This window comes from Mesorhizobium sp. CNPSo 4684, from assembly GCF_057784315.1.
The window spans coordinates 15108-36488 of record NZ_JBWLUX010000026.1 but is presented as its reverse complement, the minus strand read 5'-3'; the positions used below and the strand labels follow the sequence as shown (position 1 = coordinate 36488).

Here is a 21381-nt window from a genome sequence, read left to right as displayed (position 1 = left end):
GATGCAAGCGATGAATGTCGACAAGGCCAATGCCGCGCTGGAGTCCGTCTACACGGCCGACACGCCGGAGGGGCTGGCCAAGGCCTATGCCGACTGGGCGGCGACCTATGACAGCGAGACCGCCTCGCTCGGTTATCTGCTGCCGTTTCTGATTACCGCCTGGGTGGCGCGCCATGTGCCGGTGGGCGACGGCCCGCTGCTCGACGCCGGCTGCGGCACCGGCCTGTCGGGCCCTTCGCTCAAGGCTCTGGGCTATGATGACATTGCCGGGCTCGACCTCTCCGACGACATGCTTAAGATCGCCGGCAGCCGGAACGCCTACAGCGAACTGAAAAAGGCGATGCTCGGCGGCCCGCTGCCTTGGCCGGACGGGCATTTCCGCGCCTTCTTCTCGACCGGCGTGTTCACCATCAGCCACGCGCCGGCGTCCGGCCTGCACGAACTCGTCCGCATCACCAGGAAGGGTGGCCACGCCGTCTTCACCGTGCGCGATCAGGTGTTCGAAAGCGGCGGTTTCCAGGCCGTGTTCGATGAGCTGGAGCAGGCGAAGAAATGGAGGCCGGTCGAGCAAAGCCCATGGTTCCGCTGCTATGCGATCGCCGAGCCGGATGCGTTGGTAAAGACTTTTGTGTTCGAAATCCTGTAGCGGAGTGAAGCCTGGTCTTCGGCATCCAGCGCTCGGAACTATGTGCAAGCAAGCGCGTTCCGAAAGCGTGGGGCTGCGCCCGGCCGAAGCGGCTATGGTGCGGCCCGGTAATTCCTCGCGAGGGGAGAAGGTCTGAATGGCATCCGTCCGTTATATCGTTGCCGACGTAGACAAGGCGGTAGAGTTTTACCGGGACAATCTCGAATTCAAGGTCGAAATGCACAATCCCGGCAAGTTCGCATCGCTGCTTCGCGATGACCTTACCCTGTATCTCAGCGCTCCAGGTGCGGGAAGCGGTGGTCAGGCCGGAGGTGATCCGGAGCCAGGCGGGTGGAACAGGTTCATGGTCGTAACCAAGAAGCTGGATGCCCTGATCAACCGGTTGCGCGCGGCCGGCGTGACGTTCCGCGGGGACATCAGCGATGGCGGTGCGGGCCGGGCTATTCTGCTTGAAGATCCATCGGGCAACGTCATTGAGCTGTTCGAATTCAAGAAGGACAGACAGTGATCTCCCCATTTCGTGGGGCGAGGAACCCAGGTTCTGCGAAGACACGCCGCAATTGCCGAAAAGCCAAAACATTGGTATGAGCCACGCCATGGAAGAGCTTTTTGGCGATCCGGCCTACAAGGGTTTCGTGCTGCAGGACAGAAAACGCCTGCCGTCGCGCTTTTCTGCGCGCGTTTCGGGCGCGCTCACCAGCCGACTTAGCTAGGCCGCTTTCGTCGGGCCGAAGGCCTCCGGCGCGTCTGCCCTTCCCTATTTCAAATCGACGGATTTACGCACATGAGCGCACCTCGCACCCTCTACGACAAGATATTCGACGACCATGTCGTCGATCGCCAGGACGACGGCACCTGCCTGCTCTACATCGATCGCCACCTCGTCCATGAGGTGACCAGCCCGCAGGCCTTCGAAGGCTTGCGCATGAGCGGCCGCAAGGTTCGGCATCCGGAAAAGACGCTGGCCGTGGTCGACCACAATGTCTCGACCTCGCCCGAGCGCAAGTTCGGCATCAAGAACGAGGAAAGCCGCATCCAGGTCGAGGCCTTGGCCAAGAACGCCAAGGATTTCGGCGTCGAGTATTATTCCGAGAACGATATCCGCCAGGGCATCGTCCACATCATCGGACCGGAGCAGGGCTTTACGCTGCCGGGCATGACCATCGTCTGCGGCGACAGCCACACCTCCACGCATGGCGCCTTCGGCGCGCTGGCGCATGGCATCGGCACGTCGGAGGTCGAGCATGTGCTGGCGACGCAGACGCTGATCCAGCGCAAGGCCAAGAACATGCTGGTGCGTGTAGACGGCCAGTTGCCGGAAAGCGTCACCGCCAAGGACATCATCCTTGCCATCATCGGCGAGATCGGCACCGCCGGCGGCACCGGCTATGTCATCGAATATGCCGGCGAGGCGATCCGCGCGCTGTCGATGGAAGGCCGCATGACGATCTGCAACATGTCGATCGAGGGCGGCGCGCGCGCCGGCCTGATCGCGGCCGACGAAACCACCTTTGCCTATGTCAAGGACAAGCCGCGCGCGCCGAAAGGCGCTGCCTGGGATGCCGCTCTCGAATACTGGAAGACACTGCAGTCCGACGAGGGTGCGCATTTCGACAAGGTGATCGTGCTCGACGCGGCCAAACTGCCGCCGATCGTTTCCTGGGGCTCGTCGCCTGAGGATGTGGTTTCGGTGCAGGGCGTCGTTCCCAATCCGGAAGAGATCACGGACGAGAACAAGCGCAGCTCAAAGATCCGCGCGCTCGACTATATGGGGCTGACGCCTGGAACCAAGATCACCGACATCACGCTCGACCGCGTCTTCATCGGCTCCTGCACCAACGGCCGCATCGAGGATTTGCGCGCCGTGGCCAAGGTGGTCGAAGGCAAGACCGTGAGTGCGCATGTCGACGCGATGATCGTGCCGGGCTCCGGCCTGGTCAAGGAACAGGCGGAGGCCGAAGGTCTCGACAAGATCTTCATCGCCGCCGGTTTCGACTGGCGCGAGCCGGGCTGCTCGATGTGCCTCGCCATGAACGACGACCGGCTGAAGCCGCATGAGCGCTGCGCCTCGACATCGAACCGCAACTTCGAAGGACGGCAGGGCTTCAAGGGCCGCACCCATCTGGTGTCGCCGGCAATGGCGGCGGCGGCGGCGATCGCTGGCCATTTCGTCGACATCCGCGACTGGAAATAGTTTCCGGCGCGCAGGTCATAATCCATATCAGGCCCCGGACCCCATCGCGGTTCCGGGGCCTTTTTTCATCCGCTCTGCCCGCATATTCGCTCTGGCTTAACCGCTTGTTGGGGCTTGCGCTCTATGGTCTTCCCTGACGTCACGCGGGGAAGTCACCGTCCTTTGGACACCGGTCTGCTCATAGCGCTGCTCAATCCGACGATCGCGCTGGCGCTCGGCGCGGCGTTTCTCGTGCTATGGTTCTACCAGCGCCACCGGCCCTATCTGGCGGTGCTCGGCGTAAGCTATTGCGTATCCGCGCCCGGCTTCCTGCTGCAGTATTTTACCTTGCCCGTCGGCATGGTGCTGACCAAGCTCGCCTCCAACCTCTGCTTCACCTTCGCCGCGTGCTGCCTCGTCGGCGCGATCATCGCGCGCTACGGCAGGCGCGTGCCCTACGTCGCGATCGGCATTCTGGCAGGTGGCGGGCTGGCTGCGTTTTGCTGGTTCTTGTTCGTGGAGCCGGACCTCACCTGGCGCATCCTGTCCATGAATTTCGGTTTTGGCGGACTTAGTCTGCTGGTCGCCGCCGAGCTGCGCGCCGTGCGCGACAATGGCCCGACCGAAAAGATCCTTTTCGTGCTGTCGCTGCTGTCGGGGTTGAACTTCATCGGCCGGACGCTGCTCGTCGTCATCTCGCACGGGCCCTTCACCAGCTATGACGGGTTTTATGGCTCGTCCTACTGGACGACGGCACTGCTGACGCACGCGCTGCTGTCGCTGCTGATCGCGCTCTGCCTGTTCTCGGCCGCAGCACTCGACGTCATGAAGGCGCTGAAGACCGAGACGCATACCGACCCGCTGTCCGGCCTGCTCAATCGCAGGGGGTTTGAGGAGCGCGCCTTGCTGGTGCTGCAACACTGCGCCGTCGCCAAGATGCCGGTCGCACTGGTGCTGGCCGATCTCGATCACTTCAAGGCGCTCAACGACAGGTACGGACACGCCGCGGGCGACCAGGTGATCGCCGACTTCGCTGCCAAGCTCCGTGCCGCCGCCGGCGCGCGCGCCGTTGCCGGGCGCATCGGTGGCGAGGAGTTCGCCGTGCTCTTGTCGCTGAGCGACCTTGCCACGGCGCGGCTGTTTGCCGAGGCCGTGCGCACGCACTATTCGGCCGGCAGCGTCGACGGGTTGCCGCCGGGCACAAGAGTGACCGCGAGCTTCGGCGTCGCGGCGCGCACCGGCGACGAAGGGCTGGAGCCGCTGATGCGGCGTGCCGACGAGGCGCTCTACAAGGCCAAGAAGAACGGCCGCGACAGCGTGCGGCTGTCCTATGAGCGGGCCGAAACGGTGTTCATCCCGGATACAGGCAGCGCCAGCTAGAACGCCTCGCCGTTTCACGGGCTAACCATCGTACGACAGCCGGCCACAAAGGCCGACCATTTGGTCTAGCGGCAAGGGCTGAGGTTGGGCATCTCGCCGTCGGAGAGGCCGTACATATAGGAGCGGCCCTTCACGAACACCGGCGGCTGATAGCAGCCACGTCCGGAGATGTGATCTGCCTCATCTTCATAAAGGACTTCCGGTTCTGCTTCCGGCTGGCCGGCGCCGGTGTAGTCGGACAATTTCTTGGCCAGTCTGCCCTCGCCGACGATGATGCGCTTGTAGCCGGCGGCGCTGTCGATGACGAGATTGCCGAAAGAATCGGCATAGACGCGGTCATGATGACGCGACCAGGCCATTGCCGGGGCAGCGAAACCGACAGCGGTCACGGCCAGCACAAGCGCCGCAAGGCGCGTTCCTCCTGAATTCGAAAGCATGGTGTCCTCTCTGCTCTGGACCCGTTCGAATCGGAAATTAACCTTTTATTAACCTTTGTTAAGAGGGCAGGTGCATCCAACGGCGATCTCTCGTCAAACATGGTTAATATCCGACGGGTTGGAAAACCCGCCGGCCATCTTTCGGCCATGCTTGACCGCACCATCGACTGGAAATTGGAACGCCCGGTGAGCTTGATCCTGGCGCAGCATCGCGGCTAGTTTGCCGCGCGGAGGACAACCATATGGCGTTACGCCGGGCCTATCGGATAACGCTTGCGCTTGTTGCCTTGCTGAGCGCAGCTGCCTGTGTGCCGCAAAACAACGCGCCGAAGGCCGCAAGTGCTGCCGCTCCCGCCGTCTCGATGGCCCCCGGCGCACCTGTGACCGCTGCCCCCATCGCAGTCGAAACGGCCGCGCCGCAACCGCGCACCGCGACCTACAATTGCGCCGGTGGCGGCAGGATCACCATCGAGAATCTCGGCACATCGCTGCACGTGCTCAGCCCCGACGGCACCGCCGAGGATCTGCCGGCCTCCCCCGCCAACCAGAACAGCCGGTATGGCGCGGCCCATGACGCAATCGTGATCGACGGACGCGAGGCGCTGGTGATGAAGGGTGGGAAGACGCCGGTGACCTGCAAACGCTGACCCCGGATGCGCGGATATTTCAGGTGAGGCGGCTTGCGAACGGCAGATCCCGTCGGCAATAGCGGCTTTCGGCGATCCCATAAATGTTTCGTATATCGTCCTGCCGGCAGGAATGAGGGAGCAATTGCGCGCAAGACGCCGATCCCCTAGATCATGCGACCCGATGCGTTCGGCGGAGGAATTCGCGTGATATCAGATCCAATCGCCTTCGAGCGCTATCGCAACACGGCTACCGAAAAGACCAACCTGCCGCGCCTGATAATCGGTACGGCCATCGTCGTCCTGTTTTGGGTGGCGATCACTTTGGTGGTGGTGCTTGGCGGCACCTATCTCGCTATCATCTGGCATGTATTGCCGGGCGATCCGCGCGGGCCGCTACAGGGTTTTCTAGCCTCGCCCATCGGGATACTCACCGCGCTCACCTCGTTTGCCGGTATCTGGCTCGGCCTGTGGCTCGCCATGCGTTTCGTCCATGGCGAGCCGCTGACCGCGCTTCTTGGCGCCAGCCGTCGCGTCTCCTGGCCCGGCTTCGTCAAGGGCCTGATCGCGGTGCTGATCACCTCGGCGCTCTCCGAAGTCCTGCTCTATTGCCTGCAGCCTGAGATCGCGCGCGGCGCGATCAGCCTCTCGACCTGGCTGCTGTTCCTGGTTCCGATCGTGGCGCTGACGCTGCTGCAGACTTCGTCCGAGGAGATGCTGTTTCGCGGCTATCTGCTGCGCGGCCTGGCCAGGCGCTTCGAGAGCCCGTACGTCTGGGCACTGCTGCCCGCCTTGCTGTTCACCTCCTTGCATTGGAGCCCGGATTCGAGCCTCGCCATCAACGCCTGCGTGCTGGCCTCGATCGCCGCCTTCGCCCTGCTGTTGACGCTGGTGGTCTATGTCACCGGCAATCTCGGCGCCGCCTTCGGTGCCCATCTCGGCAACAATCTCACCGGTTTCCTGCTGATCTCGCACCAGCAGAGCTACAATTCCTTCGCCCTGTTCAACGCCAAGCCGCTGGAAGGCCCCGACTGGACGACGACGGATGCGGTCATCATCGCCGCGATCGGCATCGTCTGCACCTTGCTGACGATCCTGCTGCTCCTGCACCCGCGCTCGCCGCTGAAGGTCACGACAGACCTTCGGGATGCAGCCAGGGTGAACTGAGCCAGGATCGGCGCAGAGACCCGGTAAGCCGCCCAAGTCTTGACTCTTCCGCCGATTTCCTGTCTACACCCCCCGAATTCCGCGACGAGTATCTCTCCGAGCAAGCCGACCAGGACGCCAAAACCTCTTTGAGGTGGGTGCTGTAAACAGATCCTGGAGGCCAACACCCGGCAGCGCTGAGCGCCCCCGGGTGCTTTTTGGCTTTGCGCTTGCCCGGGCTTTTGTTTGGACAAGCTCTTTTGCTTGGACACCTGGCGCGAACGCATTACCTCTCGGGCATCATCCGGGTGCCTGAGAAAAGGAAACAGAATGTTTGAATCACTTCAGGAGCGCCTTGGCTCCATTTTGAACGGCCTGACCGGCCGCGGCGCACTGTCGGAGGCTGATGTCTCGGCAGCGCTGCGCGAGGTGCGCCGTGCGCTGCTCGAGGCGGACGTGGCGCTGGAAGTGGTGCGCTCCTTCACCGACAAGGTGCGCGAGAAGGCCGTCGGCGCCGCGGTCGTCAAGTCGATCAAGCCCGGACAGATGGTCGTCAAGATCGTCCATGACGAGCTGGTCGACATGCTGGGCGCCGAAGGCGTCGCCGTCGACCTCAATGCGCCGGCCCCCGTCGTCATCATGATGGTCGGCCTGCAGGGCTCCGGCAAGACGACGACTTCGGCCAAGATCGCCAAGCGGCTGACCGAGCGCCAGAACAAGAAGGTCCTGATGGCCTCGCTCGACACGCGGCGGCCCGCAGCACAAGAGCAGCTCCGCCAGCTCGGCGAGCAGGTCAAGGTGGCGACGCTGCCGGTCATATCAGGCCAGAACCCGGTCGACATCGCACGGCGCGCCGTGCAGGCGGCCAAGCTCGGCGGCCATGACGTCGTCATCCTCGACACCGCCGGCCGTACCCACATTGACGAGCCGCTGATGGTCGAGATGGCCGACATCAAGAAGGTGTCGAGCCCGCACGAGATCCTGCTGGTCGCGGATTCGCTGACCGGCCAGGACGCCGTCAACCTGGCCAAGAGCTTCGACGAGCGCGTCGGCATAACCGGCCTGGTGCTGACCCGCATGGATGGCGACGGCCGTGGCGGTGCCGCCCTTTCGATGCGCGCCGTCACCGGCAAGCCGATCAAGCTGATCGGCACCGGCGAAAAGATGGACGGGCTGGAGGAATTCCACCCCAAGCGCATCGCCGACCGCATCCTCGGCATGGGCGACATCGTTTCGCTGGTCGAAAAGGCTGCTGAAAACATCGACGCCGAGCAGGCGGCGGCGATGGCCAAGAAGATGCAGTCGGGTAAGTTCGACCTGAACGACCTTGCCGGCCAGCTTCAGCAAATGTCGAAAATGGGCGGCATGGGCGGCATCATGGGCATGATGCCCGGCATGGGCAAGATGAAAGACCAGATGGCCGCCGCCGGCCTCGACGACAAGATGTTCGGCCGCCAACTCGCCATCATCTCGTCGATGACCAAGGCCGAGCGCGCCAATCCCGATATTTTGAAACATTCGCGCAAGAAGCGCATTGCCGCCGGTTCCGGCACCGACGCCGCCGAAATCAACAAGCTCTTGAAGATGCATCGCGGTATGGCCGACATGATGAAGGCGATGGGCGGCAAGGGCAAAGGCGGCGGCCTGATGCGCGGCATGATGGGCGGCCTGGCCTCCAAGATGGGCCTCGGCGGCATGATGCCTGGTGGCCCCGGGGGTATGATGGGTGGCGGCATGCCGGACCTCTCCAAGATGGACCCTAAGCAGCTCGAAGCCTTGCAGAAGCAGGCGCAGGCCGCTGGCCTTGGCGGCATGAAGGGCCTGCCCAGTGGCCTTCCTGGCGGCGGTGGCCTGCCGGGTCTGCCTGGTGGCATGAAACTTCCGGGGCTTCCCGGCCTCGGCGGCGGCGGACTGCCCGGGCTTGGGAAGAAGAAGTGAGGACGCTATGAACGAAGAAAAGGACATGGCCGACGCCCGGATCATCCTGGCCGGTTATCGCGCTTCGATCGACAACATCGATGCCGCCCTCATCCACATGCTGGCCGAGCGCTTCCGCTGCACCAAGGCGGTCGGCGTTCTGAAGGCCGAGCATGGCCTGCCGCCGGCCGACCCGGCGCGTGAGCAGCAGCAGATCACCCGCCTTCGCCAGCTGGCGAAGGATGCCCATCTCGACCCCGATTTCGCGGAAAAATTCCTCAACTTCGTCGTCCGCGAAGTGATCCGCCATCATGAGCAGATCGCCGCGTCCAACGGCGCAAGCAAAGCCGGCTAAGTAAGTGCATGTCGCCCACAAGTGCGCAGCGGTTTTGGGATAACGACCTGCACAAGACAACAGCCACACCCTATCAATGAAATCAGAGCTTTTAGGAGAAATGAAATGGCACTGAAGATCAGACTGGCCCGTGCGGGCTCGAAGAAGCGTCCTTACTACCATGTCGTCATCGCCGACGCCCGTTCGCCACGCGACGGCCGGTTCATCGAGTCAATCGGCTCGTGGAACCCGCTGCTGCCGAAGGATGGCGAGCGCGTCAAGGTCGACGCCGACCGCGTCAAGCATTGGCTGTCGCACGGCGCCCAGCCGACCGACCGCGTGCTGCGCTTCCTCGACGAGGCCGGCCTGCTCAAGCGCGAAGCCCGCTCCAACCCGAAGAAGGCCGAGCCGGGCAAGAAGGCGCAGGAACGCGCCGCTCTGCTGAAGAAGGCGCAGGAAGACGCAGCTGCGGCCGTTGCCGCCGCTGCCGCGGCCCCGGCCGAGGCGGAAGCCGCCACCGCCGAGTAAGCGTTCGCTTCATCGCTTTAAGAAAACGGCGGGCCTAGGCCCGCCGTTTTGCTTGGATCAGCGTCCGCTCAATAGCCTTGCGGGCAACGGGCGATGTAGGTGCGCCCATAACGGTCGCGATAACGGCACTGGCCGCTCTCGCTGGCATGGCCGATCAGCGCGCCGGCCACGGCGCCAACGGCACCACCGACGACGGCACCCTCAACCGGATCGTTTGCGACCGCCGCGCCAACCGCCGCGCCGCCGAGGCCACCGACTGCGGCACCCTTTTCGGTTTGCGAGCACGCGCCGAGCGCGGTCGCCAGCACCAGAATGATAATCGCATTTTTCATTGTCGTTCCTCTCTCACGCGGATCGCCGTCCTCGCCGCCATGATTTAAACTCCCAAACGGCTAATTTGATCCCGAAGAGGTGGGAGATCGCGGTATTTGCGCCGGTCATATTCGTATTGATCGCCGCAGAGCCGATTGAAATTCCTGAGGTTTTACTTCTCAGCTGCCTTTTTCAAACTGGCGAGCCCGGCCTCGAAATCCTTGCCGACCAGCCTGTCGAAATTCATGAATACGCCCATGAGCCTGGCGATGAAGGGGTAGCGGCCATGCATGGCCCAGGTGACGGACGTTTCGTTGCCGGCCGGCTTCAGGGTGAAGTCGACGGTGTTGTTGGCCTTGAACGGCTTTTCGAAGTCGAGCTTCAGCGCCACCAGCGACGACGGCACCGAGTTGGTGATTTCCATGCGGCCGATGCCGGCTTTGCTGTTGCCTTCCCAGGCATAGGCGGCGCCCCTGCCGGCATCAGTGCCGGACAGCGTACGCTTCATGTCCGGGTCGAGCTTTTCGTAGGGCGACCAGACGGTCCAGCACCTGAAATCGTTGATCAACGGAAAGATAGCCTCGGGTGGCGCCTTGATGCTGGTCGAGCGGCTGACGGTGAACCCGGCCGGCCGTGTCGCGGCATAGATCAGCAACGCGGCGATCAATACGACCAGGACGATAAGGATGGTGGTGAGCATCTTTTTCTCTCCCTCGTGCTTAGCGGCTGAACGGGATCAGGGCACGCACTCGTGGGTCGCGCAGATACAGGCCGCTCCACAGGATGATGCCGAGATAGACACCGAACAGCGTATGCGAGAACAGCGGGCTGCCGACGCGCATATTGGTGGCGATGGCGCCGCCGAGATAGCCGGTGAGCAGGATGGCGCCGAGCACCGAGGTGCGCGGCAGCGCGTAGAGCGCCGTCGAGATTAGCCCGATGATGCCGAGCATACGCGCGACATTGACATCGGTCGGCCAGCCAAGCGGCACCATGGTCTGGGTGACGACATCGAGCGGCGGCAGCTTGATGACGCCGTCGAAGATCATGAACAGGATGATGAGACCGCTGAGCACGCGGCCGGTCCACAAGCTGCCCGACGAGACGGGCGTGGTTTGAGAAGTGCTCATGCTGCTCCCTCCTAGGTGATTTGAGCCGTTTGCTGGCTTCGAACCAAGGACGCTGCATGAGGCAGCGATCCTACAGGACAGGGATTCTTTTTGATCTGAAGGACGGCAAGGTCTTGTTTTTCCGCCGATTCTTTCCATCGCCTGCCCGGCAGGCAGAGGGAGTGCTGTCCTTCCATCTTTAGATCACGGAACGTGTGCCGCTCAGACTATCGGCGTTCGCCAGTGACGGCTATTGATGGGCTGGGCGAGAGACGAGCGAATGACGGGCGGGACCGATCTGAAAAAGCTGCTGGCGGCGATGACGCCGCAATTGCTGCCAGGCGTTTATGTGTTCGTCACCTTGGCGCCCGGCGCTGCGCAGCCGGAAGGCCTCGATTCGGTGATGGTGTTTCGCGAGCGCGAAGGCCTGACGTTGATCCTCACCGAGGATGCAGCCCGTGCCGCAGGGCTGGCCGCTTCGTTCCGCTGCCGGATGATCACGCTGAACGTCCATTCGTCGCTGGACGCCGTCGGTTTCCTCGCCGCCATCACCGCCCGCCTGGCCGCCGCCGGCATGGGCGTCAATCCGGTCTCGGCTTTCTATCACGACCATCTGTTCGTGCCGGCCGACCGGGCCGACGAAGCGATGGAGCTGCTGCGCCAGTTGGCCAAGGACAGCGCCGGCTGAGCTTCACAAGCGGCGGACGTAGAGAATATCCGGCAGGCCTTCCTCATTGGTGGTGCCGTCGCCGAACGCTTCGGCGCGAAAACCGTGGCGCTCGTAGAAGCGCCGGGCGCCGGTGTTGGCCTGGAAGCAATGCAGTTTCACGATCCGCAGCGACGCGGTCGCCTGCACCAGCAACCGGCTGCCGATGCCTTGTCCCGTCCAGGCCGGGTCGAGATAGAGCTGTTCCACCCAATCGCCGCTCACGGCAATGAAGCCGACGATGTTCTCGCCGGCCTCGGCGACTGTGACCTGCTGCTGGGGCAGAACGATATCGCGGATGAAGACAAGGTCCTCGGCCGGCGTATGGACGACCGGCATCCAGTCGAATGAACCGAGGGCTACTCGCAAGAGCCGGGCGATGGATGCAGCGTCAGAGCCGGTGGCGGGGCGCAGCATGACTTTAGCGTGGTCGTTCAAAAGGCGTTTCTCAACAAAGGCCCGTGCTGCCCCTCATCCGCCTGCCGGCACCTTCTCCCCGTATAGTGACGGGGAGAAAGTATGCTTCCGGCCGAAGGCCGAGCCCGCAACTGCGGGCCGCCGGCTTTCCAGCGCCCCCGCGGAGGGCCCGCCGCGGCAGCGGCGATACGGCCCGAGAGCGAAAACTAGACCGCCGTCAGGCCGCCTTCTTCTTCGGCTGGATCAGGCCGCGCTCGACCAGCAGTTCGGCGATCTGCACCGCATTGAGCGCCGCGCCCTTGCGCAGATTGTCGGCGACGATCCACATCGACAGGCCGTTGTCGATGGTCGAATCCTCGCGGATGCGCGAGATGAAGGTGGCGTCCTCGCCGGCCGATTCGAGCGGCGTGATGTAGCCGCCATCCTCGCGCTTGTCCAAGACCTGGCATCCCGGCGCCTCGCGCAGGATGTCGCGCGCCTCGTCGGCGGTGATCGGCTTTTCAAACTCGATGTTGACGGCTTCCGAATGGCCGATGAACACCGGCACGCGCACGCAGGTCGCCGTCAGCTTGATCTTGGGGTCGAGCATCTTCTTGGTCTCGGCAACCATCTTCCACTCTTCCTTGGTGAAGCCGTCATCGAGGAAGACGTCGATATGCGGAATGACGTTGAAGGCGATGCGCTTGGTGAACTTCTTGACGTCGACCTGGTCAGCGACGAAGACCGCGCGCGTCTGCGTGAACAGCTCGTCCATGCCTTCCTTGCCGGCGCCGGACACCGACTGGTAGGTGGCGACGACGACGCGCTTGATGGTGGCGAAGTCATGCAGCGGCTTCAGCGCCACGACCAGCTGCGCCGTCGAGCAGTTCGGGTTGGCGATGATGTTCTTGCGCGAAAACAGCGAGATCGCGTCCGGGTTCACTTCCGGCACGATCAGCGGCACGTCCTGGTCGTAGCGGAACGCCGACGAATTATCGATGACGACGCAGCCCTGCTTGCCGATCTTCGGCGACCATTCCTTGGAGACGGTGCCGCCTGCCGACATGATGCAGATGTCGGTGTCGGAAAAATCATACTGGTCGAGCGTCTTGACCTTCAGCGTACGGTCGCCGAACGACACTTCGGTGCCCTGGCTGCGCCGCGAGGCCAGTGCCACCACTTCGCTTACCGGAAAGCCGCGCTCTTCCAGAATGTTGAGCATTTCGCGGCCCACATTGCCCGTGGCGCCGACTACTGCAACCTTGAAACTCATTCGAAATCTCCTGTCCCTCTCCGCTTGGTTTTTGGAGAAAACCCGCCGGCCAATGCGGGTTCCGTCCCCCGGGCCGGACCCGGGAGAGGGTGGTTAGGCCAAGGGAATCACACCGTTTTGGTGGTGGTTTTGCCAGTTTTATCGGCCAAGAATGCGGTTTTGGTTGAACGGTAAGACGCGCGAACGCGCCCGGCCCCACTGACGTGGCCGGGGAAGTCGAATGCAAGAAGCGCCATCAGAAGGCCGCGCATCGAAAATGATCCCGTTCGATGCCGGCTTTTACGCGGTTTGCGTCAGGAGTCAATTGGCGCGACCGTCCCTTCTCCCCGTCACTCTACGGGGAGAAGGTGCCCGAAGGGCGGATGAGGGGCGGCGCTGACTTCGACGGCTAGCTTATCCGGAAGTAAGGGCCTGAAGCCTTGCTCCCCGGCTTACTCATCAGCGTTGGCGCTGCCCCTCACCTGCCTGCCGGCATCCTCTCCCCGTATAGTGACGGGGAGAGGGGCGCTCGAGCCAACGATTTCGCCAATCGACAGCGCTGTGCCGCCTGCTCTGTACAATGCCGGCCGCAGGAAGTAGGAACGCCCGAGAAATGCTTGGGCTGGCGTGTGCATGAGCCGGCGTTGCCGCCCGTAGGCGGCCGAATTCCGAAAGAGTAACATGTCCAATTTCGAAGGTATCGTTCCTGCGCTGGCAGAGGCGCTGGAAAAACGTGGCTATGTCGAGCTGACGCCGGTGCAGAAGGCGGTGCTGGAGCTGGGCGAGGCCGACGCTCTGGTGTCGGCGCAGACCGGCTCCGGCAAGACCGTCGCCTTCGGCCTGGCATTGGCGCCGACGCTGCTTGGAGGCGCCGAGCGCTTTGGCCCGGCTGGCGTGCCTTTGGCATTGGCGGTGGCGCCGACCCGCGAGCTCGCCTTGCAAGTCACGCGCGAGCTGCAATGGCTCTATGCGCCGACCGGCGCGACCGTCGCCTCCTGCGTCGGCGGCATGGATATGCGCTCCGAACGGCGCGTGCTGGAGCGTGGTGCCCATATCGTAGTCGGCACGCCCGGCCGGCTGCGCGACCACATCACGCGCAATTCGCTCGACATGTCGGCGCTGAAGGCCGTGGTTCTGGACGAAGCCGACGAGATGCTCGATCTCGGCTTTCGCGAAGACCTCGAATTCATCCTCGACGCAGCACCTGCCCAGCGTCGCACGCTGATGTTTTCGGCCACCGTGCCGCGCTCGATCGCCACGCTGGCGCAGGGCTATCAGCGCGATGCCGTGCGCATCTCGGCCGGAGGCGAGGAAAAGCAGCATCTCGACATCGAGTACCGGGCGCTGAATGTCGCCTACCCCGACCGCGAGAACGCCATCATCAATGTGCTGCGCTTCTACGAGGCGAAGAACGCGCTGGTGTTCTGCAACACCCGCGCCGCCGTCAACCATCTGACCGCGCGCTTCAACAACCGCAATTTTTCCGTCGTGGCGCTGTCGGGTGAGCTCAGCCAGAACGAGCGCAGCCACGCGCTGCAGGCGATGCGCGACGGCCGCGCCAGGGTCTGCATCGCAACGGATGTCGCCGCGCGCGGCATCGACCTGCCCAATCTCGAACTGGTCATCCACGCGGATTTGCCGACCAATCCGGAAACGCTGCTGCACCGCAGCGGCCGCACCGGTCGTGCCGGACGCAAGGGCGTCAGCGCGCTGATCGTGCCCAACGGCGCCCGCAAGCGCACCGAGCGGCTGCTGCAGAATGCCGGGCTTAAGGCGACTTGGGCGAGCCCGCCCTCCGCCGACGACGTCATCAAGCGCGACGACGAGCGGATCCTTGCCGATCCGGCTTTCGACGAGCCGGTGGCCGATGACGAGCGCGGCTTCATCGACGCGCTTCTGGCCAAGCACGGCGCCGAACAGGTGGCAGCCGCTTTCGTGCGCCAGTGCCGCGCCAGCCGCTCGGCGCCCGAGGATCTCATGGACGTAGCGCCGTTCACGCCATCGCGTGGAAAACCGGCGGGCGAAAAGTTCGAACGCCGGGACGAGGCGCCCAGCCGCCGCGACGATTTCGGCGACAGCGTCTGGTTCTCGCTGTCGATTGGACGGCGGCAGAACGCCGAGCCGCGCTGGCTGATCCCGATGCTGTGCCGCACCGGCAACATCTCCAAGCGCGAAATCGGCGCCATCAAGATGCAGCAGGAAGAAACCTTCGTGCAGATTGCGGCCGATTGGGCCGACCGCTTCCTCGCCGCCATCGGCCCTGACAAAAAGCTGCAGGGCAACATCGTTGTGAAGCGCCTGGACGGCACGCCCGACCTGTCGCGCGCCGGCTACCAGGCGCCCAAGCCCGACAAGAAGCCGCATCGCGGCAAGCGCCCGTTCGAGGCGCCGCAAACTGCGCACAAGCCGAAATTCGAGAAGCGCCCCGCCGGCGACGCAAAGCCGTGGGCCGGGAAGCCAAAATTCGACAAGGCCGGACCGCCGAAGAACAAGAAGCCGAAGAAGCGGCCGGGCTGACGTTTTCTCAGCGAAGGCTAGCGCCGCCCCTCATTGCCCTGCTGGGCATTTCTCCCCGTATAGTGACGGGGAGAAAGGGCCTGCACCACTCACAGCGCTAACTCCTGCAACGCTGCCGATTGGCGAAATCATCGATGACAGCGCCCCTCTCCCCGTCACTATACGGGGAGAGGATGCCGGCAGGCAGGTGAGGGGCAGCGCTGACGGCGGCAGGATGAAGCTACCTGATCGTTTGCCCTTCACTTCGTCCACCCCCTTGCGATCCGCCGCAACTTTGAACAGTCTACGCCAACACGGGGGTGAGGCTAAATGCGTGGTGAAGTTCTTCATTATGACGAGGCCCAGGGCTTCGGATTCATCACCGGGGCGGACGGCAACCGCTACACCTTCGCGCGCGAAGATCTGCGCCGCGATACGGTGATTGCCAAGGGCGCCGTGGTCGAGTTCCTGCCCGCGAGCGGCCAGGCGCGCGACGTTTTCTCGATCCGCGCCCAGGCCGCCGGACAAGCCACCACTGCTCCAGCGACAAGCGCCGCGCCGCCCAAACCCGCTGCCGCTTCAGCCGCGCCGCAGCATTTCGGCCGCCTGGCTGACGACGGCGCGGTCCGCGATAGCGGACTGCCGGGTTATTTCTGGCGAGGCGTGACGCGCAATTACATCAATTTCGCCGAGCGCGCCCGCCGCAAGGAATTCTGGGCCTACTGCCTGTTCTGGACCGTCAGCTTCATCCTGGTCGGTCTGGTCGGCGCCCTCGCCGACCAGATGATAGGCAATTTCAATGACGGCAACGGGCCGATCATGATGGTCGGCGTCTGGGGCCTGTTTGTGCTGGCGACGTTCCTGCCCTGGCTGGGGCTCATCGTGCGCCGGCTGCACGATATCGGCCTCACCGGCTGGCTCGTCCTGCTGATTCTCGTGCCGACCTTCGGCACCCTGGCCATCATCGTGTTCGGACTGATCCCGACCCAGGGCCACGAAAACCAGTGGGGGCCTGTGCCGCACGGTGTCAGGGTTTAGAGAGTTCTTCTTAGCGCATCACCGGACAGCCTGAGAAACACCTTCCGCCCGTGCCGTTCGGCTCCGAGCCGGTCGTAGAAACGCAACGCGCCCTCGTTCCAGTCTTCGGTGGTCAGGTCTATGCGGCCGATTCCTTCCCTGAGGCAATGGCCGGCGAGAAAGCTGAGCAGCGCCCGTCCGGTGCCGGCGTTGCGGGCATCCTCGCGCACAAACAGGTCTTTCAGGAACATCAGTCGTTCGAGATCGATGCCGGGATGGGCGATCGCCACCGAGGCGAGGCCCGCAACCTTGCCGTCCGCGAAGGCCAGCGCGAAATGCGGATAGGCCGGGCTTTCATCGCCGAGCCATTTACGCGCCGTGGCCTTTGCCCGGCCATGATCGAGCGGCGCCTGCCGGTAGTGCGCCGCCATCTCGCAAAGTATGGTCGCAAGCGCTTCGGCATCGTCGGTCGTCGCCCAGCGGACGTCGACCGCCACAGGATCAGCCGAGGAACTTGGCGATGATCGCATCGCCCATCTCGACCGTACCGACCTCGGTCATGCCTTCGGACAGTATGTCCTTGGTGCGCAGGCCGTCATCGAGCACGGCAGCGATCGCGCCTTCGAGCTTGTCTGCCTCGGCGACCATGCCGAAGGAATAGCGCAGGCACATGGCGAAGGACGCGATCATGGCGATCGGATTGGCGATGCCCTGGCCGGCAATATCGGGCGCCGAACCGTGCACCGGCTCGTACAGCGCCTTGCGCTTCTTGGTCTTCACATCGGGCGCGCCGAGCGAGGCCGACGGCAGCATGCCGATCGAGCCCGTCAGCATTGCGGCGATGTCGGACAGCATGTCGCCGAACAGATTGTCGGTGACGATGACGTCGAATTGTTTTGGCCAGCGCACCAGCTGCATGCCGCCGGCATCGGCCAGCATGTGGTCGAGCTTGACGTCGGCGTATCTGGCCTTGTGGGTCTGGGTGACGACCTCGTTCCACAGCACGCCGGATTTCATCACGTTGCGCTTTTCCATGGATGTCACATGGTTGCGGCGGGTCCGCGCGAGCTCGAAAGCGACGCCGGAAATGCGCTCGATCTCGAACGTGTCGTAGACCTGGGTGTCGATGCCGCGCTTCTGGCCGTTGCCGAGATCGATGATCTGCTTCGGCTCGCCGAAATAGACGCCGCCGGTGAGCTCGCGCACGATCAGGATATCGAGGCCTTCGACCACCTCCTGCTTCAGCGAAGACGAGGCGGCAAGCGCCGGATAGCAGATGGCCGGGCGAAGATTGGCGAACAGCTCCATGTCCTTGCGCAGCCGCAAAAGCCCGGCCTCGGGGCGCACCTCATAAGGCACCTTGTCCCATTTCGGTCCGCCGACGGCGCCGAACAGTACCGCGTCCGCCGCCATCGCCTTTGCCATGTCGGCATCGGAAATCGCCGCGCCATGCGCATCGTAGGCGCAGCCGCCGACCAGGCCTTCATCGGTGATAAAACCGCTGCCCAGCTTGGCGTTCATGGCCGCGATCAGTTTCTTCACCTCGGCCATCGCCTCGGGGCCGATGCCGTCGCCGGCGAGCAGGAGAAGATTTTTCGAAGCCATCAGAACCGTCCCGACACTGTTTGGAGAACCGCGGCCTTGCTAAACGCCAAGCGGGCTGCATGCAAGCCTGGAAGCGCAATCACCGATGCGAGAGAATATTGACCAATCTGCCGAACGGATCGCGCACATAAAAGCGCCGCACGCCCCAAGGCTCGTCGGCCGGGCCGTATTCTATGGCGAAGCCGGCGGCCTTCATGGCATCGAGCGCCGCTTCGACATCATCGACCTCAATGGAGAGGTCCGGCACCGGCGTGCCCGAGCCGCCTTGAGCCATGAAGCTGATCTGCACCTGCATCCGTTCGTCGGAACCGTAGGTGACGATCCAGCCCTGATCCATCAGCACATCGAGGCCAAGCACGTCCTGATAGAAGCGTTTCGCCGCTGCCGCGTCCTGCGTCCCGATATTGGCGACGATGCGCCGGACCGTCATGGCTTTGGCCTCCTCATGCCGTGTGCCGCAGCGCCGTGACTTCGATCTCGATCTTCATCTCAGGCTTGTTGAGCTGGCACACGATCATCGTCGCCGCCGGGCGGATGTCGCCGAATGCCTCGCCGAGGATCGGGAAGACGACATCCACGAAAGCCTGGTCGGTGATGTAATAATGCGCCCGCACCACATCGGCCATCTCGAAGCCGCCGTCCCGAAGCGCCTTGGCGATGGTGGCGAGACAATTGCGCGTCTGCGCCTCGACCGTCTCCGGCATGGTCATCGTCGCATAGTCGTAGCCGGTGGTTCCCGACACGAAACACCAGTCGCCCTGCACCACCGCACGCGAATAGCCGGCGGTTTTCTCGAAGGGCGACCCGGTGGAGATGAGTTTGCGCATGGGGCCTCCTCGTTGGTCGGTTCATCTAGCAGGCAGATAGGGGGCTGGTCATGGGCCAAGATGTTTCATGTCGGCGGGACAGCACCCCCCCTCTGGCCTGCCGGCCATCTCCCCCGCAAGGAGGGAGATTGGCAGCTTCTGCGCCGCGCCTATTCTTGCGTGTTGATTGGCGAAGGCAGTCGTGACGGCTGATCTCCCCCCCTTGCGGGGGAGATGCCCGGCAGGGCAGAGGGGGGTGGGAAGGATCGCGGCGTAGCGGTCCTTGCGCTGACAGTCGCGAAACACTAGTTCCCCTGCGCCTTGTCCATCGCTCCCTTGATATCCGCCGGCCAGGTCTTCACGTCGGGCCAGGCCTGCGGCTCGCCATTGTCGCCGCGGCGGGCGAAGTAGAGCGTGTGCTTGACCGGATCGACGGCCATGAAACCATCGCTGCCGCCGCAATCATGCGGCACGCAGCCGGTGGCATAGAAGGCGCCGGACGCCGTCTTTTCGGTGCCGCCGCCGACCAGCAGGCTGGTCGCCATGTCGGGCATGGTGTCGCCAAGCAGCGTCTTCGCCGCCTTGTAGACGGCCTCGTTGTGGAAGGCGTCGATGATGTTCTGGTACTTGGACGGATCGACATCTTTCCAGTCGGTGCCGGGCTCGGGCGCATATGTCAGGTCGCCTGAAATCGTCAGCCCTTCGCTGGGCGACCATTGCAGCGCCTGCTGCTCAGCGCCCGGCAACAGATAGGGCACGAAATAGATCGCATTATCGGCCACCGCCGCCGGCGGCGCGCCGCATTCGTCCTGCTCGACAGTAAGGCTCTGGATCTCGCCGCCTTCCGGCTTCCAGACGATCACCGTGGCCGGGCCGCACTGGTTGCCGCCATCGCCGACATTGACCAGCGCCACGTTGACGCCGCCGACCTTGACCACCTTGTCGAAGAACACGTCGTAGTTGCTGGCCAGCTGCTTGCCGTCATAGGCCAGCACCTTCTCGCCATACTCTTCCTGCTGGGTGATGGTCAGCTGCCCACCCTCGAACGGGATCGGCCCTTGGTTGTCATCGCCGGCCAGGGCCGTATTGCTCGACGCGCCCGGGTCGGCGGCCTCGCCGGACGGATCTTCAGCCGGCACCAGCACCGTGTCGGTCTGTGCATGCGCGCCAGCGATCGGCATCAGCATCCACGCCAACGCGCAGGCGCCGGCAAGAAGCAAACGTGTCATGACTGGTCCCCTCCGTTCAGCCGCCACAGGCCCGGCTGGCAACGGCCGGGCTATCCGTCCAGATCGTTCAGGCCCAGGGGCGCTCGGCGGCGTTCTTCTTCTCGAACGAGGCGATGGCGCCGGCCTTTTCCATGGTCAGGCCGATATCGTCGAGGCCGTTCAGCAAGCAATGGCGCTTGAAGTCGTCGAGATCGAATTTGACCACGCCGCCGTCCGGCCCGCGGATTTCCTTGGCTTCGAGATCGACCGACACCGTCGCATTGGAGCCGCGCGAGGCGTCGTCCATCAGCTTCTCCAGATCTTCCGGGCTGACGGTGATCGGCAAAATGCCGTTCTTGAAGCAGTTGTTGTAGAAAATATCGGCGAACGAGGTCGAGATGACGCAGCGTATGCCGAAATCGAGCAGCGCCCACGGCGCGTGTTCACGGCTCGAACCGCAGCCGAAATTATCGCCGGCGACCAGGATCTGCGCCTTGCGGTAGGCCGGCTTGTTGAGCACGAAATCCGGGTTTTCCGAGCCGTCGTCCTTGTAGCGCATTTCGGCGAACAGGCCGCTGCCGAGTCCGGTGCGCTTGATCGTCTTGAGATAATCCTTGGGGATGATCATGTCGGTGTCGACATTGACGATCGGCATGGGGGCGGCGACGCCGGTGAGCTTGGTGAATTTGTCCATGGCTTTTGCCCGTATTTCGTTGCGGGAGATTGCTGACGCACCGTTTACACAAAGCTGCTGGCAAATAAAAGGCAACTGTTCGTGCGTGCCTGGATCGAAAGATCGGCGCGGCACCATCTTCAAAACCGGCCGCCGCTGGTGCACCTTGCGCTCATGACCCCACCCTCAAAGATAATCTATGCCAGCGAGCCGGAGCTCGACGTTGCCGAGTTCCGCCGCGTGCTGGTCGAATCCACGCTCGGCGAGACGCGTCCTGTCGACGACGAAGCCCGGCTGCAGGCGATGCTTTCCGGAGCGAACCTGGTGCTGACGGCGCGGCTCGATGTCGAAGGCCGACCACTGATTGGCGTGGCCCGCGCCATCACCGACTTTTCCTGGGTGTGCTACATTTCAGAGCTTGCCGTATCCCAATCGGCGCAAGGGCTTGGCATCGGCAAAGGCCTGATGGACGAGGCCCGCCGACAGCTTGGGCCATCGGTTGCCATCAGCCTGATCTCGATGCCCGACGCTGTCGGCGTCTACGAGCGCATCGGCATGATGCGCATGCCCGACGCCTTCTGGTTCTCCCGCAAGCGCTGACGCCGGCCAACCAA

At 63.6% G+C, this 21381-nt stretch carries 25 protein-coding genes; 13 read left to right on the top strand and 12 right to left on the bottom strand.

The genetic code is table 11. The features are described 5' to 3' along the window. Positions 1 to 10: 10 nt before the first annotated feature. The 4 genes from AC04SG_RS22925 to AC04SG_RS22910 all read left to right on the top strand — a co-directional run bounded on the left by AC04SG_RS22925 (position 11) and on the right by AC04SG_RS22910 (position 4199). A complete protein-coding gene (locus AC04SG_RS22925; protein WP_488552908.1) occupies positions 11 to 646 on the top strand; it encodes a class I SAM-dependent DNA methyltransferase in 636 nt (211 codons plus the stop codon). Positions 647 to 782: 136 nt separating this feature from the next. Further along, positions 783 to 1154: a VOC family protein gene (locus AC04SG_RS22920; protein ID WP_488552907.1), complete on the top strand. Its 372-nt coding sequence runs from the start codon at positions 783 to 785 to the stop codon at positions 1152 to 1154. 276 nt (positions 1155 to 1430) lie between these two features. Then, complete coding sequence (leuC, locus tag AC04SG_RS22915; RefSeq protein WP_488552906.1) at positions 1431 to 2840, top strand: 3-isopropylmalate dehydratase large subunit; 1410 nt, start codon at positions 1431 to 1433, stop codon at positions 2838 to 2840. A gap of 162 nt (positions 2841 to 3002) precedes the next feature. Next, positions 3003 to 4199: a GGDEF domain-containing protein gene (locus tag AC04SG_RS22910; protein ID WP_488552905.1), complete on the top strand. Its 1197-nt coding sequence runs from the start codon at positions 3003 to 3005 to the stop codon at positions 4197 to 4199. Between the two features lie 65 nt (positions 4200 to 4264). On the opposite strand, the gene AC04SG_RS22905 is transcribed toward AC04SG_RS22910, so the two are convergent. Further along, a complete protein-coding gene (locus AC04SG_RS22905) occupies positions 4265 to 4636 on the bottom strand; it encodes a hypothetical protein (protein ID WP_488552904.1) in 372 nt (123 codons plus the stop codon). A 242-nt stretch (positions 4637 to 4878) separates the two neighbouring features. Between AC04SG_RS22905 and AC04SG_RS22900 the strand changes: the two genes are divergently transcribed. The 5 genes from AC04SG_RS22900 to rpsP all read left to right on the top strand — a co-directional run bounded on the left by AC04SG_RS22900 (position 4879) and on the right by rpsP (position 9187). Then, positions 4879 to 5283 carry a hypothetical protein gene (locus tag AC04SG_RS22900; protein ID WP_488552903.1) on the top strand — a complete coding sequence of 135 codons (405 nt, stop codon included), beginning with the start codon at positions 4879 to 4881 and terminating at the stop codon, positions 5281 to 5283. A gap of 186 nt (positions 5284 to 5469) precedes the next feature. Continuing rightward, positions 5470 to 6429 (top strand): CPBP family intramembrane glutamic endopeptidase, encoded by a 960-nt coding sequence (locus tag AC04SG_RS22895; RefSeq protein WP_488552902.1) that lies wholly within the window; start codon positions 5470 to 5472, stop codon positions 6427 to 6429. A 309-nt stretch (positions 6430 to 6738) separates the two neighbouring features. Continuing rightward, entirely contained in the window at positions 6739 to 8346 is a 1608-nt protein-coding gene (gene ffh / locus AC04SG_RS22890) for a signal recognition particle protein (RefSeq protein ID WP_488552901.1), read from the top strand. A 7-nt stretch (positions 8347 to 8353) separates the two neighbouring features. After that, entirely contained in the window at positions 8354 to 8680 is a 327-nt protein-coding gene (locus AC04SG_RS22885; protein ID WP_112560129.1) for a chorismate mutase, read from the top strand. Positions 8681 to 8785: 105 nt separating this feature from the next. Continuing rightward, positions 8786 to 9187 carry a 30S ribosomal protein S16 gene (gene rpsP / locus AC04SG_RS22880; RefSeq protein WP_112560130.1) on the top strand — a complete coding sequence of 134 codons (402 nt, stop codon included), beginning with the start codon at positions 8786 to 8788 and terminating at the stop codon, positions 9185 to 9187. 68 nt (positions 9188 to 9255) lie between these two features. Here rpsP and AC04SG_RS22875 read toward each other — a convergent pair whose 3' ends face one another. From AC04SG_RS22875 to AC04SG_RS22865, 3 genes are all read right to left on the bottom strand, one after another. Then, positions 9256 to 9519, bottom strand: coding sequence for a YMGG-like glycine zipper-containing protein (locus AC04SG_RS22875; protein ID WP_488552900.1), 264 nt, complete (start codon positions 9517 to 9519; stop codon positions 9256 to 9258). A 152-nt stretch (positions 9520 to 9671) separates the two neighbouring features. After that, entirely contained in the window at positions 9672 to 10199 is a 528-nt protein-coding gene (locus AC04SG_RS22870) for an SRPBCC family protein (RefSeq protein WP_192251325.1), read from the bottom strand. 19 nt (positions 10200 to 10218) lie between these two features. After that, entirely contained in the window at positions 10219 to 10629 is a 411-nt protein-coding gene (locus tag AC04SG_RS22865; protein WP_488552899.1) for a DoxX family protein, read from the bottom strand. 259 nt (positions 10630 to 10888) lie between these two features. Between AC04SG_RS22865 and AC04SG_RS22860 the strand changes: the two genes are divergently transcribed. Next, positions 10889 to 11296, top strand: coding sequence for an ACT domain-containing protein (locus tag AC04SG_RS22860; protein WP_488552898.1), 408 nt, complete (start codon positions 10889 to 10891; stop codon positions 11294 to 11296). A gap of 3 nt (positions 11297 to 11299) precedes the next feature. Here the strand turns inward: AC04SG_RS22860 and AC04SG_RS22855 are convergent, their stop codons facing one another. Together AC04SG_RS22855 and AC04SG_RS22850 are read right to left on the bottom strand one after the other, a co-directional pair. After that, positions 11300 to 11731 carry a GNAT family N-acetyltransferase gene (locus AC04SG_RS22855; protein ID WP_488552897.1) on the bottom strand — a complete coding sequence of 144 codons (432 nt, stop codon included), beginning with the start codon at positions 11729 to 11731 and terminating at the stop codon, positions 11300 to 11302. 217 nt (positions 11732 to 11948) lie between these two features. Next, positions 11949 to 12983, bottom strand: a complete 1035-nt coding sequence (locus AC04SG_RS22850; RefSeq protein WP_352586420.1) for an aspartate-semialdehyde dehydrogenase — start codon at positions 12981 to 12983, stop codon at positions 11949 to 11951. A gap of 660 nt (positions 12984 to 13643) precedes the next feature. Between AC04SG_RS22850 and AC04SG_RS22845 the strand changes: the two genes are divergently transcribed. Then, positions 13644 to 15479, top strand: coding sequence for a DEAD/DEAH box helicase (locus tag AC04SG_RS22845; RefSeq protein WP_488552896.1), 1836 nt, complete (start codon positions 13644 to 13646; stop codon positions 15477 to 15479). A 309-nt stretch (positions 15480 to 15788) separates the two neighbouring features. Next, positions 15789 to 16496 carry a DUF805 domain-containing protein gene (locus tag AC04SG_RS22840; protein WP_488552895.1) on the top strand — a complete coding sequence of 236 codons (708 nt, stop codon included), beginning with the start codon at positions 15789 to 15791 and terminating at the stop codon, positions 16494 to 16496. Here the strand turns inward: AC04SG_RS22840 and AC04SG_RS22835 are convergent. The 6 genes from AC04SG_RS22835 to leuD all read right to left on the bottom strand — a co-directional run bounded on the left by AC04SG_RS22835 (position 16493) and on the right by leuD (position 20788). Continuing rightward, on the bottom strand, positions 16493 to 16972 hold the full coding sequence (locus AC04SG_RS22835) for a GNAT family N-acetyltransferase (RefSeq protein ID WP_488552894.1): 480 nt from the start codon (positions 16970 to 16972) through the stop codon (positions 16493 to 16495). The genes AC04SG_RS22840 and AC04SG_RS22835 overlap by 4 nt on opposite strands. Before the next feature lie 4 nt (positions 16973 to 16976). Then, positions 16977 to 18080 carry a 3-isopropylmalate dehydrogenase gene (gene leuB / locus AC04SG_RS22830; protein WP_488552893.1) on the bottom strand — a complete coding sequence of 368 codons (1104 nt, stop codon included), beginning with the start codon at positions 18078 to 18080 and terminating at the stop codon, positions 16977 to 16979. A gap of 79 nt (positions 18081 to 18159) precedes the next feature. Continuing rightward, positions 18160 to 18510, bottom strand: coding sequence for a VOC family protein (locus AC04SG_RS22825; RefSeq protein ID WP_352586415.1), 351 nt, complete (start codon positions 18508 to 18510; stop codon positions 18160 to 18162). 13 nt (positions 18511 to 18523) lie between these two features. After that, positions 18524 to 18907, bottom strand: coding sequence for a RidA family protein (locus AC04SG_RS22820; protein WP_112560144.1), 384 nt, complete (start codon positions 18905 to 18907; stop codon positions 18524 to 18526). A gap of 284 nt (positions 18908 to 19191) precedes the next feature. Beyond that, positions 19192 to 20115: an Ivy family c-type lysozyme inhibitor gene (locus AC04SG_RS22815; RefSeq protein WP_488552892.1), complete on the bottom strand. Its 924-nt coding sequence runs from the start codon at positions 20113 to 20115 to the stop codon at positions 19192 to 19194. A gap of 67 nt (positions 20116 to 20182) precedes the next feature. Continuing rightward, on the bottom strand, positions 20183 to 20788 hold the full coding sequence (gene leuD / locus AC04SG_RS22810; RefSeq protein WP_112560146.1) for a 3-isopropylmalate dehydratase small subunit: 606 nt from the start codon (positions 20786 to 20788) through the stop codon (positions 20183 to 20185). Between the two features lie 153 nt (positions 20789 to 20941). Here leuD and AC04SG_RS22805 point away from each other — a divergent pair, with 153 nt between their 5' ends. Continuing rightward, the gene (locus tag AC04SG_RS22805; protein WP_488552891.1) at positions 20942 to 21367 is read left to right on the top strand and encodes a GNAT family N-acetyltransferase; all 426 of its coding nucleotides are present in this window, start codon (positions 20942 to 20944) and stop codon (positions 21365 to 21367) included. Positions 21368 to 21381 lie beyond the last annotated feature (14 nt).